Raw genomic sequence first — 15,883 nt, forward strand, 5'->3', positions numbered from 1 at the left:
CGTGGGGGAGGCGTCCACTTCGGCGCGCGAACGTGACATCGTGGGTAGTAATCACCGTGGATCGGCCGGATCGGAGTCGAATGGAAATGGTTGCGCAGCCCCCCGTTTCACAGTCCCTCGCGCCGGGCACCGAGCTGCTACGCCCGGAGTGGCTGGCCGAACGGATCGCCGACATGGGAATCTCGTGGGGGACTGCCGACTCGCGGGTCTCGGGCACCCTGTGGTGGTGCATGGCCGCGTCGTCCCTGGTGGACCCGATCGTCGCGGCGATCGCCGGCGACGCGCCCGTCTTCGACCCCGCGCTCGAACACATCCTCCTCGAGATGCGGCCGGACGGCGGCGTCGAGCGGGTGCTGGGCGAACCGCACGGCTACCGGATCGCCGCCCACCTGCTCGCGCTCGGATCGGACACGGCGACCCAGCCGGCGGCGGCCACCGCGTCGATCGTGGATCCGGTGACGCCCGCGCCGCCCGGTGTCGCCGAGTCCGAAGTCCGCGAGAGCGACGTCGAAGGCGGCGCCGCGGACCCCGGAAGCGGTTGTGCCACAGCATTTGTCGGGCACGCGCTGCGCCACACCCTGTCCCGGGTGATCCCCGTGGTCGCGGAGGTGTCCGGTGCGGGCGTGGCCTCGCTGTGGGCGATCGTGGCCGACGCCATCGGCAACCGCGCCCTCGACATCGGGGCCGAGGAAGCCGGGGCGCGGCTGGCCCGGGACGTGGCCGGGCGCCTGCCGGTCCCGCGATTCCAGGACGTCGGCGGCCGCACCTTCGTCCGCCGCATCTCCTGCTGCCTGGTGTTCGAGGTCCCCGGTTGCACCATGTGCACCAGCTGCCCCAAACGCCCCGCCGCCGAACGTGAGGTACTACTGGCCGAGGTCGCCGCGCGAGGCTGAGGACCGCGACCGTGGGCTGAACTCCCTGTCGCGCAGCCGAACAGCCGACGCACCCGCGCCGCCGCGGCGAATTCGGTTGCCATGGCGGGCCGGTCGCTCGGAGAATCGTCCGGGCGACCTGCGGAGGTGTGCGCTGTCCCGCGGCCCGGGCCGATCTCGGTCCGCCAGCCGAATGAGCGGGCTGACCGAGTGTTTCACCTGGTCACCGTCGTGCGGTCCGACCGGGCCCCGAATTCCCGGGTGCGGGGCGGCGCGGCGGGGCTGGTCCATCGGCGCGCGGTGACAACGGTGCCGATAGAGTGGTGGCCGCCGGGGCTCTGCCCTACACCAGGGGGGTGCCCGGTCGCCATGTCCAACCTGTACGGCGGATGGATCGCCGCCGTGAAACGCCTAGGAGTGTCCAGCCGTGACCACCTCACCCCAGCAGACCCCAGCCGCCCGCGTCCGGGTCACGGCTGGGACTACCGCCGGGGCCGCGGTGCGGGAGGCGGACCTGCCGAGCAAGGGCCCGGGCGCGGTGCTCGTGGTGCGCGACGCGGACGGCGCGTTGAAGGATCTGACCTGGGTGCCGGAGCTGGACACCGAGGTGGAGGTCGTCACCGCCGATTCGCCGGACGGCCGCAATGTGATCCGGCATTCGGCCGCGCACGTGCTGGCCCAGGCCGTACAGCAGGAGTTCCCCGAGGCCAAGCTCGGCATCGGCCCCTACATCAAGGACGGCTTCTACTACGACTTCCAGGTCGACCGTCCCTTCACCCCCGAGGATCTGGCCAAGCTGGAGTCCCGGATGAAGAAGATCATCAAAGGCGCGCAGCGGTTTTCGCGCCGGGTGGTCGAGATCGACGAGGCCCGGGTCGAACTGGCCAAGGAGCCGTTCAAGCTCGAGCTCATCTCCGATAAGTCGGGCATCGACGATCCGGAGGTCATGGAGGTCGGCGGCAAAGAGCTGACCATCTACGACAACCTGGACCCGCGCAGCGGCGAGAAGATCTGGGGCGACCTGTGCCGCGGCCCGCACCTGCCGACCACCAAGTACATTCCGGCGTTCAAGCTGACGCGCTCCTCGGCCGCCTACTGGCGCGGTGACCAGTCCCGCGAGGACCTGCAGCGCATCTACGGCACCGCCTGGGAATCGACCGAGGCCCAGGACGAGCACCTGCGCCTGCTGGAAGAGGCCGAGAAGCGTGACCACCGCAAGCTCGGCCTGGAACTGGACCTGTTCTCCTTCCCCGACGAGCTGGGCTCGGGCCTGCCGGTGTTCCACCCCAAGGGCGGCATCATCCGCAAGGAGCTCGAGGACTACTCGCGCCGCCGCCACACCGCCGCCGGCTACGAGTTCGTCAACACCCCGCACATCACCAAGGGCCACCTGTTCGAGGTCTCCGGCCACCTGGACTGGTACCGCGAGGGCATGTTCCCGGCCATGCACCTGGACGCCGAACTCAATGAGGACGGCACCGTGCGCAAGCCCGGTCAGGACTACTACGTCAAGCCGATGAACTGCCCGATGCACAACCTGATCTTCCGGTCGCGCGGGCGCTCCTACCGGGAACTGCCGCTGCGCATGTTCGAGTTCGGCTCGGTCTACCGCTACGAGAAGTCCGGCGTCGTGCACGGCCTGACCCGGGTGCGCGGCATGACGCAGGACGACGCGCACATCTACTGCACCAAGGAGCAGATGCACGCGGAGCTCACCTCCACGCTGCAGTTCGTGCTCTCGCTGCTGCGCGACTACGGCCTCGACGACTTCTACCTGGAGCTCTCGACCAAGGACCCGAAGAAGTTCGTGGGTTCGGACGAGCTGTGGGAGGAGGCCACCGAGACCCTGCGCAAGGTGGCCACCGACTCCGGTCTGGAGCTGGTCCCGGATCCGGGCGGCGCCGCGTTCTACGGCCCGAAGATCTCCGTGCAGGCCAAGGACGCCCTGGGCCGCACCTGGCAGATGTCGACCATCCAGCTCGACTTCAACCTGCCCGAGCGCTTCGAGCTCGAGTACACCGGCTCCGACGGCGCCAAGCACCGCCCGGTCATGATCCACCGGGCGCTGTTCGGTTCCATCGAGCGCTTCTTCGGCGTGCTCACCGAGCACTACGCGGGCGCGTTCCCGGCCTGGCTGTCGCCGGTGCAGGTGGTCGGCATCCCGGTCGCCGAGGCCTTCGCCGAGCACCTGGACAGCGTCATCGAGCGGTTGCAGGACAACGGGATTCGCGCCGAGGTCGACCGCAGCGACGACCGCATGCAGAAGAAGATCTTCAATCAGACCGCGCAGAAGGTGCCGTTCATGCTGCTGGCCGGCGCACGCGACGTGGAGGGTGACGCGGTCAGCTTCCGCTTCCGCGACGGCACCCAGGTCAACGGCGTGCCGGTGGCCGACGCCATCGCCACCATCGTGGACTGGGTGCAGCGGCGTGAGAACACCTCGCCCACCGCGGAGGGCTTCGAGATCCGCAAGGCGGATCGATGAGCGAACCCACCGCGCCCGTCCAGATCGTGGACACCGGCGCGGGGGACCCCGACCGCCTGCAGCGGCTGTGGACCCCCTACCGGATGTCCTACATCACCGGTGAGGCCGAGGAACGCGATGCCGAATCGTCGGCGGAGCCGAAGGTCGACGCGCCCAAGAAGACCGGGCACCCCTTCACCGACATCCCCGAGATGTCGGACGAGGACGGCCTGATCGTCGCGCGCGGTGAGAGCGTGTACGCGGTGCTGAACCTGTACCCGTACAACCCCGGCCACATGATGATCGTGCCCTACCGCCGCGTCGCCAACCTGGAGGACCTGACGCCCGCGGAGAGCGCCGAGCTGATGGCGTTCACCCAGCAGGCGATCCGGGTGATGAAGCAGGTGTCGCGGCCCGAGGGCTTCAATGTCGGGCTGAATCTCGGTGGCGTCGCCGGGGGTTCACTCGCCGATCATCTGCATCAACATATCGTGCCGCGCTGGAGTGGGGACGCGAACTTCATTACCGTCGTCGGCGGAGTGAAGGTGATGCCGCAGCTGCTCCGGGAGACCCGGGCGCTGCTGGCGCAGGCGTGGAAGGAAGCGGACCAGGGATGACCAGCTGTGGCCGGGAGTTTGTAGCGTGCTGAGCTTCTTCGGTCGCGAGACGTTCGCCAAAGCGACCGCGCCGCTGGGCAAAGCGCTGGTGCGCACCGGGCTGACCCCCGACGCGATGACGCTCATCGGCACCACCGCCTCGATCGCCGCGGCGGTGACGCTGTTCCCGACCGATCACCTGTTCTGGGGAACCATGGTGATCTGGCTGTTCGTCATGTTCGACATGCTCGACGGCGCCATGGCCCGCGCCCGCGGCGGCGGCACGAAATACGGTGCGGTGCTGGACGCCACCTGTGACCGGGTGGCCGACGGCGCCATCTTCGCGGCGCTGGCCTGGTGGTCGGTGTACCACGAGAACTCCAAGCACCTGTTCGTGGCGACGCTGGTGGTGCTGGTGACCTCGCAGGTCATCTCCTACGCCAAGGCGCGCGCCGAGGCCAGCGGGCTGTCGGCCGACGGTGGCCTGATCGAGCGGCCCGACCGGCTGGTCATCGTGCTGGTCGGTGCCGGATTCACCGGTATCGGCGGCTATTTCGGCATCGAGTGGCTGTCGTACGCGGTCTATGTCGCCATGTACGTCCTCGCCGTGCTCAGCATCATCACCGTCTTCCAGCGGGTGCTGGCGGTGCGCAACTCGCCCGGCGCCCGCGACATCATCGCCCCCGCGGCGCCGGCTCCGGAGGAACCGCAGCGGTGACAACCGATTTCACCTCCGCGATGACCGACAAGGCATACGCGGCCGGCTGGCGACTGGTCCGCGCCCTGCCCGAGCGCACCGCGCGCCGCCTGTTCGACCGGGGCGCCGACCTCGCCGCCCGCCGGGCGAACAAGGCCGCGCGCCGGGGCAAGCCGAACCAGTTGCGCAAGAATCTGGCGCGGGTGCTGGGCACCACGCCGGACCTGGTGCCCGACAGCCTGATCCGCGACAGCATGCGCTCCTACGCCCGCTACTGGCGGGAGGCGTTCCGGCTGCCGTCGATGGACCACGCCGCGTTGGGCGAACTGCGCGTGGACGGCATCGAGCACCTCGACGCGGCGCTGGCCCGCGGCAAGGGCGTGCTGCTGGTGCTGCCGCATTCGGGCAACTGGGATATGGCGGGGGTGTGGCTGGTCCAGAACCACGGCCAGTTCTCCACGGTCGCCGAGCGTTTGAAGCCGGAGTCGCTGTTCGAGCGGTTCGTCGAATACCGGGAGAGCCTGGGCTTCGAGGTGTTCCCGCTGACCGGTGGGGAGCAGCCGCCGTTCCCGCAGCTGGCGGATCGGTTGCGGGACAACAAGATCGTGTGCCTGATGGGCGAGCGCGACCTCACCGGTAAGGGCGTCCCGGTCACCTTCCTCGGCGAGGACAGCTGGCTGCCCGCGGGCGCGGCCAGACTCGCCCGCGACACCGGCGCGGCGCTGCTGCCGGTGCACTGCTGGTTCACCGCCGACGCCGACGGGCGCGAGGGCTGGGGCATGCGGGTGTTCGAGGCGCTGGATCTCTCCGGCGGTATCGCGCCGGCCACCCAGGCGCTGACCGACGTGTTCGCGGCCAATATCGCCGCGCATCCCGCGGACTGGCACATGCTGCAGCCATTGTGGAAGAGTGATCTGTCACAGGCCAGGCTGGATCGCATCGCGGCCGCGCAGCGGGCGCTGGGGTATTCGCGGGATGTGCAGGGTAATCGGGAACCGGTGGCCGACACCGGCACCGAGGGGTCACCGGGAGCAGGGGCACTATGAGGATCGGCATGGTCTGCCCGTACTCGTTCGACGTTCCGGGCGGGGTGCAGGCGCATGTCGTGGAGCTGGCGCAGGTGCTCATCGAGCGCGGCCACAAGGTGAGCGTGCTCGCGCCCGCCGCCGACGACACGCCGCTGCCCGACTTCGTGGTCTCCGCGGGTAAAGCGGTCGCGATCCCGTACAACGGGTCGGTCGCGCGACTGTCCTTCGGGCCCACCGCCTACACCCGCATCCGCCGCTGGATCGCCGACAGCGACTTCGACGTCCTGCACATCCACGAACCCAACGCGCCCAGTCTGTCCATGCTGGCGTTGAAGATCGCGGAGGGGCCGATCGTGGCCACCTTCCACACCTCGACCACGAAATCGCTGGTGCTCAGTACTTTTCAGGGCGTGCTGCGGCCGTACCACGAGAAGATCAGCGGCCGGATCGCGGTGAGCGAGCTGGCCCGGCGCTGGCAGGTGGAGGCGCTGGGCGGCGACGCGGTCGAGATCCCCAACGGGGTCGACGTGCCCGCGTTCGCGCACGCGCCGCTGCTGGACGGCTATCCGCGACCCGGCAAGTCGGTGCTGTTCCTGGGCCGGTTCGACGAACCGCGCAAGGGCATGGAGGTGCTGCTGGGGGCGCTCCCCGAACTGGTCCGCAAGCATCCCGAGGTCGAGATCCTGATCGTCGGGCGCGGTGACGAGGACCGGTTGCGCCGCGAGGCCGGGGAGCACGCGGGACACCTGCGGTTCCTGGGTCAGGTCACCGACGCGGAGAAGGCTTCCGCGATGCGCAGCGCCGACGTCTATGTCGCGCCCAACCTGGGCGGGGAGAGCTTCGGCATCGTGCTCGTGGAGGCCATGGCCGCCGGGACCGCCGTGGTCGCCAGTGATCTGGACGCCTTCCGCCGGGTGCTGCGCGACGGCACCGCGGGTGCGCTGGTGCCGGTCGGCGACTCCGGGCGGCTGGCGGCGGCGATCAGCGCCATGCTCACCGACGACGACCGGCGCGAGGAGTACATCCGCACCGCCAATCAGGTTGTCGGCGAATACGATTGGCCGGTCGTGGCCGAGCAGATCCTGCGGGTGTACGAAACCGTGACGGTCGGCGACGTGCGCGTCAGGACCGCCGGATGATCACTTTCTCCGCGACGACCATCCTGGTCCTCGCGCTCGTCGCGGCCGCCGTCATCGCCGCCGCGGTCTGGGCCTACACCACGGCCAACCGCCTCGACCGCCTGCACGTGCGCACCGACCAGGCCCGGCACGCGCTGGACGCGGCGCTGGCCCGTCGCGCGGTCGTCGCGCGGTCGGTGGCGACCACGCTGGCCGGTCTCTACGATCCGGCGCTGGTCGAGCAGGCACGCCGGCTGACCGCGCTGGCCGACCGCGCCGAACGGTCCAACTGGCGCGACCGCGAGACCGTCGAGAACCAGCTCGCCGCGGCCCTGTCCGGCGTGGATATCGCGCTGCTGCCGCCGCAGCTGGTGGCCGAGCTGGCCGACGCGGAGGCCCGGGTTCTCATCGCGCGCCGCTTCCACAACGACGCCGTCCGCGACACCCTGGCGCTGCGCACCCGCCGTCTGGTCCGGTGGGTGCACCTCGCCGGTACCGCGCCGCTGCCGGTGTACTTCGAGATCGCCGAGCGCGTCACCGCGGCCGCCTCGACCGGCCTCGAGGTCGACACCGTCCGCACCTCGGCCCGCGTGGTGCTGATCGATGAGAACGATCGCGTCCTGCTGCTGCAGGGCGTCGACCCGAAGGTTCCGGACGTGCCGTTCTGGTTCACCATCGGCGGCGGCGTCGACCCGGGGGAGACCCTGCGCGAGGCCGCGATTCGCGAACTCTACGAGGAGACCGGTCACGCGGCCGACTCGTCGGCGTTGCGCGGTCCGCTGTGGCGGCGGGTCGCGGTGTTCCCGTTCAACGGTGAGCTGATCCGCTCCGAGGAACTCTTCTTCGCCCTGCGCGCCAAGAGTTTCGACCCGGTCCCCACCAACCTGAACTTCGTCGAACGCCGCTCCATCACCGGCAACAAGTGGTGCACCCCCACCGATATCGCCCACCTCGACCACTCGGGCGAGACCGTGTACCCGTACCACCTCGATCACCTGCTCGCCGAGGCGATCGCCGCCGCCGACTCCGACATCGACCCCGAAGTCCGCTCCATCCGCTGACACCCGCGCGCGTCCGCTGGATGGGACCGCGGGCGCGAACCCCCTCCGCCGGGGCCGCCGCGCGGTTACGGTGGGCCGATCAATGGTGATCTGTGGCAAGGACTTACGGCATGAAGTTGATGTACGCGTTGTGGGGTGCGGAGCTGGGGGAGCGGCTGCGGGGCGAGCAGTTGCGCAAAGAGCTGTCCGGGCTGGGGGTCAGCGCCCTGCAGGTGAACGTCCGGGACGCCGACGTGGAGGCCGCGCAGGTCCGGCACACCACCTATGACGCGCCGATCGACGCCATCGTCAGCGTGTGGACCGAGGGCGAGCACGAGGCCGTGACCGCCGCGCTGCGGGCGGTGGCCGACGAGGTCAACGGGTGGGTCGTGCACGAGCGCCGCCCGATCGAACCGCCCGAGGTCGCCAACGGCGAACGCACCGACGCGCTGGCCAATATCGCCATCCTGCGCATCCCCGAGCACCTCACCCGCGAGGAGTGGCTGCACAACTGGCACGTCCTGCACACCCCGGTGGCCATCGAGACCCAGGACACCTTCGGCTACGTGCAGAACACCGTCGCGCAGGCCGTCACCGAGGGCAAGCGGGTCGACGCGCTGGTCGAGGAGCTGTTCCCGATGGCCGCCATGACCAGCGCGCACGCCTTCTACGGCAGCGGCGGCGACGACGCCGAACTGCAGCGCCGGGTCGCGGCGATGATGGAGAGCGTGGTCCGGTTCGGGGCGCACCTGAACCTGGACCTCGTCCCCACCAGCCGCTACTTCTATCAGCTGGGCTGAGGGCTTGACCAGCTGAGCTGAGGGCCGTCCGCCGGCTGCGCCGTGGGCTGTGCCGGCGGAGCCGAGCGTTCAGCCGAAGAACGAGCTGCGCACCGGGCCCGGTGAATTCACCGGGGTCCGGGCGCCCAGCAGCCAGGTGTCCCGGGTCGCGGCGACGAACTCGGCCACGACCTGGTCGGGGTCGGGCGGGGTGCGGTCGTCGCCCGGGTCCGGGGTGCCGTCGGCGCGCACGATATCGCGGGCGATCTCGGACTCCGGGCGGGAATCGGCGGGCACCGGCTCGGGGCCGTCGTCGCCGAGGCGGGTGCGCGGTCCCCACGGTTCGACCGCCATCTGGCACAGCAGGCCGCTGATGTCGGCGGCCACGGCCGAGGGCCGAACCCAGTGGGTGGCGTGCTCGAACAGGATCTGCCCGGATGCCCGGGTGGTGAGCGCGCGGCTCAGGTCAGGGTCCAGGTCGGCGAGGGAGTAGGCCACGACGAGGGTGTCCGCCCGGTCCGGCGTGAACTCGACCACGGGCAGGCCGAGCAGTTCCGCCGCGGCCAGGCCGATGATCCGGTCGGACCGTCCCGGCAGCAGCGACACCGAGGACGGCGTGAGCCCGGCCGAACGCAGGATCGCGGCGAGCCGGTCGAGGGTGTGGCGGCACAGGTCGAACCGGTCGCCCAGGTACGCCCAGCGGCCCGTCATCCCGGCGTCGAAGCCGTACGGCGACAGGGTGGCCAGGTAGGCGCCGGTGAGCGTGTAGTGCCAGCCGCGCAGGTCGGTGCCGTCCAGCGGGCTGACCCGGGCGGTCCGGTCCGCCCGGAGCAGCATCCGCTGCACGCGGTCGCGGGCGGGCTGCCAGTCCTGGTTCTCGGGTGCGGGCAGCCGCGCGAACTCGGCGCGGGCGCGCTCCAGATCGCCCGCCAGGATCGAGTCGTAGGTCAGCAGATACCGCTCGGGATAGGGGCGCAGGATCGATTCGTGGTCGAGCAGCGCCTGCACCGCCTCGGCGTGGCGGTGCTCGTCCTCGAACGCGTAGACCAGTTCGGAGAGGGCCAGATTGGGCTTGCTGGTGCCGGTGCGCAAGGCCTCCCGCAGGGCGGGGATCGCCGCGAACGGCACGCCGTATTCGATGCATTCGTAGCCGAAGACGGTCCAGGCGTCGGCGTTGTCCGGCGCGCCCGCCGCCGCCCGTGCCGCCCGTGCGAGCTTGTCCAGTTCGGCTCGGTCCGCCAATTCGGCTGTGATGGAGGCCATTTCATGGACCGGGAGGGTGTCGGCGATCGAGCGCAGTGTACGGGCCGCGCCGCTCACATCGTCCGCGGCGAGCAGGCCGCGGACCTCGTTCAATTCACTTGTCATCGCCCACGATCCTGGCGGGCGGGCCGCGTTCGGGCAAACGAGTATTAGCGAGCCGGTAGCCCCCGGGATTGTGACGCCGGTCATTCCGGTGCAGGTAGGCAGTCCAGTCGTGTCGGACTGGCTATGAAGTGGCCTGAACCCGCAGCCTAGAATCGTGGTGTTCGATTCCGAGCCGGTGTTCGAATTCAAACGATCCGATTGGCCCACATGACCCAGGAGTTTGCCGTGACTACGCCCGACACCACGCCCACCATCGGTACCGCCCGCGTCAAGCGCGGCATGGCCGAGATGCTGAAGGGCGGTGTGATCATGGATGTCGTCACGCCGGAGCAGGCCAAGATTGCCGAGGACGCCGGCGCGGTGGCCGTGATGGCGCTCGAGCGGGTCCCGGCCGACATCCGCGCCCAGGGTGGCGTGTCCCGCATGTCGGATCCGGACATGATCGACGGCATCATCAACGCCGTCTCCATCCCCGTCATGGCCAAGGCCCGCATCGGCCACTTCGTCGAGGCGCAGATCCTGCAGTCGCTGGGTGTCGACTACATCGACGAGTCCGAGGTGCTGACCCCCGCGGACTACGCCAACCACATCGACAAGTTCGACTTCACCGTCCCGTTCGTGTGTGGCGCGACCAACCTGGGTGAGGCGCTGCGCCGGATCACCGAGGGCGCGGCCATGATCCGCTCCAAGGGTGAGGCCGGTACCGGCGACGTCTCCAACGCCACCACCCACATGCGCACCATCCGCGCCGAGATCCGCCGCCTGACCTCGCTGTCCAAGGACGAGCTGTACGTGGCCGCCAAGGAACTGCAGGCCCCCTACGACCTGGTCGTCGAGGTCGCCGAGACCGGCAAGCTCCCCGTCGTGATGTTCACCGCCGGCGGCATCGCCACCCCCGCCGACGCCGCCATGATGATGCAGCTCGGCGCCGAGGGCGTCTTCGTCGGCTCCGGAATCTTCAAGTCCGGCAACCCCGAACAGCGCGCCGCCGCCATCGTCAAGGCCACCACCTTCTACGACGACCCCGACGTCCTGGCCAAGGTCTCCCGCGGCCTGGGCGAGGCCATGGTCGGCATCAACGTCGAGGAGATCCCCCAGCCCCACCGCCTCGCCGAGCGCGGCTGGTAGGCCTCCGCGACGCGCGGCCGGTAATCGGCTCGGCCGCAGCCTGATTCACACCGCCGGGTGGTCCTCGTGGCCACCCGGCGGTTTTTCATTGTGCGCGAGGGACTTTCGGCCCTATTGGGTTTGCGGGGTGGGTGCTAGCTGTCAAGGGCGGCATACGCGGGGCGGGGCGGGCGCCGGAATCGCCCATACCGGTGGCTACCTGCGTGCATACCGGTCAGCAAACATGATCACTTTTGTCGCAACGAGGTTCGGCAAATTTACTACCTGGTGTTATGTGGCTATGGTTCGGCTGAGTCACCGGTGAGCAGTCAAATATCGTGTTTCTGGCAAGGAGCCCGCATGCTGGCGATCGACCATTTCACCTATGGCTGGCTGACACCTGTTCTGGCCTATGTCATGTCCGTCACCGGCTCGTTGCTGGCACTGCGGTGCATGGTGCGGGCGCGGAATCAGCAGGGCCACGGCGGCTGGATCATCACCGGGGCGATCGCGCTCGGCGGGACCGGGATCTGGGTCATGCATTTCATCGCGATGCTGGGATTCTCGGTGCAGGACAGCATCATTCGGTACAACGTGCCGATCACGCTGCTCAGCGCCGCCATCGCGATGGGGGTGGTGTGGCTGGGGCTGTACATCGTGGTGCATCAGCACGGGGAGGCGTTCGCGCTCATCACCGGCGGCACGGTGACCGGTCTCGGGGTCGGGGCCATGCACTACTCGGGCATGTACGCCATGAAGACCGATGCCGCGGTCCAGTACGACCCGTGGGTGGTGTTGCTGTCCATCGTGATCGCGGTGGTCGCGGCCACCGCGGCGCTGTGGTTCACGCTGCACGTGAGCGGCATCCTCTCCACCATCGCCGCCGCGCTCATCATGGGAATCGCGGTGTGCGGGATGCACTACACGGGCATGTTCTCCATGCACGCCCACATGGCCACGCACATGCACTCGCCGTCGGGGGCGCAGCCGGCGCAGCTGCTCACCCCGTTGATCATCGCCGTCAGCATGGCGACCATGATCCTGCTGTTCCAGGTCGGCATCACCGAGATCGACGAACCGGACCTGAGCCGCATCCGCGGCCAGTACGCCAGCCGGTTCTGGCCCGCCCGCCGCGCCGGCAGCGCCCCGGCGACCGACGACTACCCGACCGACACCTTCGAGGCCCGGCATCGGCGGTGGTGACCGGACACGCCGGACCCCTGCGCCCCACGGTCACCTACACCTTCGCCCCGTCAGGCCCGCTGGGATGTCCGGAACTGGGCCCGATACGCGGACGGGGTGACGCCGAAGCGCCGGAAGAAGATGCGGCGCAACGATTCCTCGCTGCCCAACCCGGAGCCGTGCGCGGCGGCGGTGACCGAGGCCCCGCCCGCGAGCATCGCCTGTGCCGCTTCGACCCGCGCCGATTCCACGAATACCGCCGGCGTGGTGTCGAACTCGTCGCGGAACAGCCGGGTGAGCTGGCGGGTGCTGACCCGGGCGCGGGCCGCCATGGAGGTCAGGGAATGGTCGCCCGCCGGGTCCGCGAACACGGTGTCGACGACCGCCCGCACGTCATCGCGGCGCGGCACCGCCAGGCGTGACGCCGCCGAGAACTGCGATTGGCCGCCCGGCCGGCGGAGGAAGACCACCAGCTCCCGGGCCACGTCCCGGGCCCGGTCGGCGCCCTCGTCCTCCTCGACCAGAGCCAAGGTCAGGTCGAGCCCGGCGCTGACACCGGCCGAGGTCAGGTATTTGCCGTCGCGGACATAGATGGCATCGGGCTCGACCGTGACCGCCGGGTAGGCGCGGGCCAGCCGGGCGGCGTGCCGCCAGTGCGTGGTGGCCCGGCGGCCATCGAGAAAACCGGCCTGCGCCAAGACGAAAGCACCCGTGCAGACCGACGCCGTCCGGCGTGTGGACCGCGACAGGGCGCGGACGGCGTCGAGCACCGCGCCGTCGACGGGGGAGTGCGGAAACCGGTCGTCTCCGGGCACGATCAGCGTGTGCGCGCGGCCCACGTCGGCGGCGGCCGCGTCGACCAGCAGCCGTGTTCCCGCCGCGGTGGTGACCGGACCGCCGTCGGGGGAGCACAACGTGACCTCGTAGCGCGCGCCCATCCCGACGGCGGTGCTCAGCACCTCCAGCGCGCCGGTGACGTCGAGCAGCCGGACGCCGTCGAAGGCCATCATCGCGATCCGTTTCCTGCCCACCCGCACGAACCTAGCACGCGGGCCTGTCCGAATCTGTGGGATTACTGTCCGGAAGGACACGGCGCCGCACCCGCCGATTCGGCGAATGTGATTGCCATGGAACGCATCGCCGATATCACCATCCCCGACAGCACGCTCGCCCGCGAGGCCACCGACCTGGTCCGCGACACCGCCGGAGAACTGCTCTACGACCACTCCCGCCGCGTCTACCTGTTCGGCGCGTTGCAGGGCGCGCGCCGCGGTCTCGCCTACGACCCCGAACTGCTGTACGTGGCAGCCCTGTTCCACGATCTGGGTCTCACCGCACGGCACCGCGATTCCCGGCAGCGCTTCGAGATCGACGGCGCGGACGACGCGCGGGAATTCCTGCGCGCGCACGGCATCGCGCCGGATCGCGCCGACATCGCCTGGACCGCGATCGCCCTGCACACCACCCCGGAGATCCCCGCCCGCATGGCACCCGAGATCGCCTTGGTCACCGCCGGCGTCGAGCTCGACGTCCTCGGCATCGGCTACGACGACATCACCGACGAGCAGCGCGCCGCCGTGGTCCGCGCCCATCCGCGCCCCGACTTCAAGCACCGCATCCTGGCCGCCTTCACCGAGGGTATCGCCCCACGCCCGGCCACCACCTTCGGCAATGTGAAAGCCGATGTCCTGGAACACTTCTCGCCGGGCTTCCGCCGCGCCGACTTCGTCGAGGTCATCCTCGGTTCACCGTGGCGCGACTGATCCGGCAGGCTCAGCCGACGCGGATCGCCGGTCTGCCGGGATGGTCCCACGCGACGTCGATGTCGGGGTTCTCGGCGTGTTCGCGCTGGAATTCGAGCAGCCCGTCGACGGTGAATCCCTGTGCGGGATCGGTCCGTCGCCGCAGTGCGCCCTCCGACATGCGCAGGGCGACAGTGAGATCGAAGTCCAGACCCCGGCCCAGCAGCATGGGTCCCGCCAGGAACAGCACCGTGCCGGCGGCGGCGGTGCGAATGCGTGCGCGGGCGGAGCGATCGGTCCGCTCGTTCCACAGCGCGGGCAGGTAGCGGCCGCTGTCCCGAAGTGGTTTCAGGACTTCGCGGTTCACCGCGGCATAGTCGAACCAGGCGGTGCGGTAGGTGAACTCGCTGTCGCGGTCGTACTCCAGCCGGACCGACGCGGGCCGCACGAAATCGTGTAGGGACACCACCTCCGCGGGACGGCCCCGCGTGCGCAGGAGCTCGGCGATGCCGTCCGCCACGGTCGACGGGCCGGCCGCGTCCGCGCCGTCCACGGCGACGACGGCGTACCCCGGCAGCGCCCCGGCCCGCCCGGCGATCAGCTCGAGCAGCGCGTCCGGGGTGAGGGCGGTGAAGTCTGGCACGTCACCATCTTGCTGCAGGCCGCACGTCCCTTCCCGCATGGTCCGGCTCCAGTGTTGGTGCGTGGTCGGACTCGACGGTGCCCGGCACTTCTCGTGTCGACGGGGCAGTCGGTGGTCGACACGTGGTCGGGCTGGGCGGTACCCGGCACTTCTCGTGTCAACGGGGCAGTCGGTGGTCGACACGTGGTCGGGCTGGGCGGTACCCGGCACTTCTCGTGTCAACGGAGCAGGCGGTGGCCGACACGTGGTCGGGCTGGACGGTGCCGGCACCTCTCGTGTCGACGGGACAGGAGGTATCGAGACCGCCGCGCCGCCGGTGACCGTGTGCGGCCGCGCGCGGGGCTCGCCGAACGCTGTTCACTTGAGTTGTCGGTCTACGCGGGGGTGCCGGTGATCTCGGTGACCACGTCGGCGTACCAGCGGAACAGCCGGATCGGCGGTAGGGGCGCGGCGTCCAGGGCTGCCCAGCATTCGGCGACCACCGCGCGTGCGTGCGCGCCGATCCACGGCTGGGGGAGCAGTTCTGGTGGTAGCAGCGGATCCGGTTGATGGGCGCGGTCGAACTCGGCGACCAGGGTGATGGCGAGGGTGACGCGTTCGGTCTCCCGCGCGGTCGGGAGGGCCGAGCGCACGTGCTCGGCGATGCCGAGGAGCCGTTCGTGGCCGGCCGCGAGCCGGTCGAGCGGCCACAGGCGGGCTGCCAGCTCACGCGCCGCGGTGGCTTCGCCGACGGCCAGGTCGCGGGTGGCGAAGGTGGTGAGGGACCCGGTGATGCCGAGTTCGCCTGCCGTCGAACGGATTCGCTCCTCCCACGGGTGCGCCGACACGTACAGTCCGCCCTGGATCGGCGCGCCGCCGAGTTCGACGATGGTGTTGCGCATGGCATCGCGTGCCGTCCGGTCGGTCTCGGGCACCGCGAACGCCGCCACATGCCAGACGCCGTCCCAGCCGGCCTGCCCGCGATCCTGCGCGTACATCAGCCGCAGGTAGTCGAGCTCGGGCACGAGCACCGCGCGGGTGTCCTCGGTGGCCCGCAGCAGCGCCTTGCGGCCGCGGCCCTCATGCGTGAACAGCCCTTCGGCGACAACCCGCTTGATGCACAACCGAACCTGCTGATCGGTCATGCCGAGCGCGGCCGCGACATCGTAGAGTTCGCCGGCGTCGATGGTGGCGTCCTCGCGGATCATGCTCTCCACCAGCGTCCGGGTGGGAATCTCGGTGGCCGGAATCAGCTCGTCCACTGCGTA

General features: G+C 70.0%; 15 protein-coding genes. 11 read left to right on the plus strand and 4 right to left on the minus strand.

Annotation, left to right across the window (positions count from 1 at the left end; genetic code table 11):
• The first annotated feature begins 86 nt into the window (after nucleotides 1–86).
• From ACWELJ_RS13970 to ACWELJ_RS14005, 8 genes are all read left to right on the plus strand, one after another.
• A complete protein-coding gene (locus ACWELJ_RS13970; RefSeq protein ID WP_452366532.1) occupies nucleotides 87–893 on the plus strand; it encodes a (2Fe-2S)-binding protein in 807 nt (268 codons plus the stop codon).
• 406 nt (nucleotides 894–1,299) lie between these two features.
• Nucleotides 1,300–3,357, plus strand: coding sequence for a threonine--tRNA ligase (thrS, locus tag ACWELJ_RS13975; RefSeq protein WP_452366533.1), 2,058 nt, complete (start codon nucleotides 1,300–1,302; stop codon nucleotides 3,355–3,357).
• Nucleotides 3,354–3,953 carry an HIT family protein gene (locus tag ACWELJ_RS13980; RefSeq protein WP_452366534.1) on the plus strand — a complete coding sequence of 200 codons (600 nt, stop codon included), beginning with the start codon at nucleotides 3,354–3,356 and terminating at the stop codon, nucleotides 3,951–3,953. The genes thrS and ACWELJ_RS13980 overlap by 4 nt, the downstream gene beginning before the upstream one ends.
• A gap of 25 nt (nucleotides 3,954–3,978) precedes the next feature.
• Complete coding sequence (gene pgsA / locus ACWELJ_RS13985) at nucleotides 3,979–4,650, plus strand: phosphatidylinositol phosphate synthase (protein WP_452366535.1); 672 nt, start codon at nucleotides 3,979–3,981, stop codon at nucleotides 4,648–4,650.
• A gap of 20 nt (nucleotides 4,651–4,670) precedes the next feature.
• Nucleotides 4,671–5,675, plus strand: coding sequence for a phosphatidylinositol mannoside acyltransferase (locus ACWELJ_RS13990; protein ID WP_452366553.1), 1,005 nt, complete (start codon nucleotides 4,671–4,673; stop codon nucleotides 5,673–5,675).
• Nucleotides 5,672–6,796, plus strand: coding sequence for a glycosyltransferase family 4 protein (locus tag ACWELJ_RS13995; RefSeq protein WP_452366536.1), 1,125 nt, complete (start codon nucleotides 5,672–5,674; stop codon nucleotides 6,794–6,796). The genes ACWELJ_RS13990 and ACWELJ_RS13995 overlap by 4 nt, the downstream gene beginning before the upstream one ends.
• A complete protein-coding gene (locus tag ACWELJ_RS14000; RefSeq protein WP_452366554.1) occupies nucleotides 6,796–7,836 on the plus strand; it encodes an NUDIX hydrolase in 1,041 nt (346 codons plus the stop codon). The genes ACWELJ_RS13995 and ACWELJ_RS14000 overlap by 1 nt, the downstream gene beginning before the upstream one ends.
• A gap of 110 nt (nucleotides 7,837–7,946) precedes the next feature.
• A complete protein-coding gene (locus ACWELJ_RS14005) occupies nucleotides 7,947–8,615 on the plus strand; it encodes a hypothetical protein (RefSeq protein WP_452366537.1) in 669 nt (222 codons plus the stop codon).
• 69 nt (nucleotides 8,616–8,684) lie between these two features.
• Here the strand turns inward: ACWELJ_RS14005 and ACWELJ_RS14010 are convergent, their stop codons facing one another.
• Nucleotides 8,685–9,962, minus strand: coding sequence for a hypothetical protein (locus ACWELJ_RS14010; RefSeq protein ID WP_452366538.1), 1,278 nt, complete (start codon nucleotides 9,960–9,962; stop codon nucleotides 8,685–8,687).
• Nucleotides 9,963–10,187: 225 nt separating this feature from the next.
• On the opposite strand from ACWELJ_RS14010, the gene pdxS reads away from it, so the two are divergent.
• Complete coding sequence (gene pdxS, locus ACWELJ_RS14015) at nucleotides 10,188–11,090, plus strand: pyridoxal 5'-phosphate synthase lyase subunit PdxS (protein WP_452366539.1); 903 nt, start codon at nucleotides 10,188–10,190, stop codon at nucleotides 11,088–11,090.
• Between the two features lie 339 nt (nucleotides 11,091–11,429).
• Nucleotides 11,430–12,272 (plus strand): MHYT domain-containing protein, encoded by an 843-nt coding sequence (locus ACWELJ_RS14020; protein ID WP_452366540.1) that lies wholly within the window; start codon nucleotides 11,430–11,432, stop codon nucleotides 12,270–12,272.
• Between the two features lie 50 nt (nucleotides 12,273–12,322).
• Here ACWELJ_RS14020 and ACWELJ_RS14025 read toward each other — a convergent pair whose 3' ends face one another.
• A complete protein-coding gene (locus ACWELJ_RS14025; protein WP_452366555.1) occupies nucleotides 12,323–13,261 on the minus strand; it encodes a GlxA family transcriptional regulator in 939 nt (312 codons plus the stop codon).
• Between the two features lie 117 nt (nucleotides 13,262–13,378).
• Between ACWELJ_RS14025 and ACWELJ_RS14030 the strand changes: the two genes are divergently transcribed.
• Nucleotides 13,379–14,014 (plus strand): HD domain-containing protein, encoded by a 636-nt coding sequence (locus ACWELJ_RS14030; RefSeq protein ID WP_452366541.1) that lies wholly within the window; start codon nucleotides 13,379–13,381, stop codon nucleotides 14,012–14,014.
• 10 nt (nucleotides 14,015–14,024) lie between these two features.
• Here the strand turns inward: ACWELJ_RS14030 and ACWELJ_RS14035 are convergent, their stop codons facing one another.
• Together ACWELJ_RS14035 and ACWELJ_RS14040 are read right to left on the minus strand one after the other, a co-directional pair.
• Nucleotides 14,025–14,636, minus strand: coding sequence for a hypothetical protein (locus ACWELJ_RS14035; RefSeq protein WP_452366542.1), 612 nt, complete (start codon nucleotides 14,634–14,636; stop codon nucleotides 14,025–14,027).
• Between the two features lie 374 nt (nucleotides 14,637–15,010).
• Nucleotides 15,011–15,823: a PaaX family transcriptional regulator C-terminal domain-containing protein gene (locus tag ACWELJ_RS14040; RefSeq protein ID WP_452366556.1), complete on the minus strand. Its 813-nt coding sequence runs from the start codon at nucleotides 15,821–15,823 to the stop codon at nucleotides 15,011–15,013.
• Between the last annotated feature and the right edge of the window lie 60 nt (nucleotides 15,824–15,883).

Source organism: Nocardia sp. NPDC004582, from assembly GCF_053602115.1.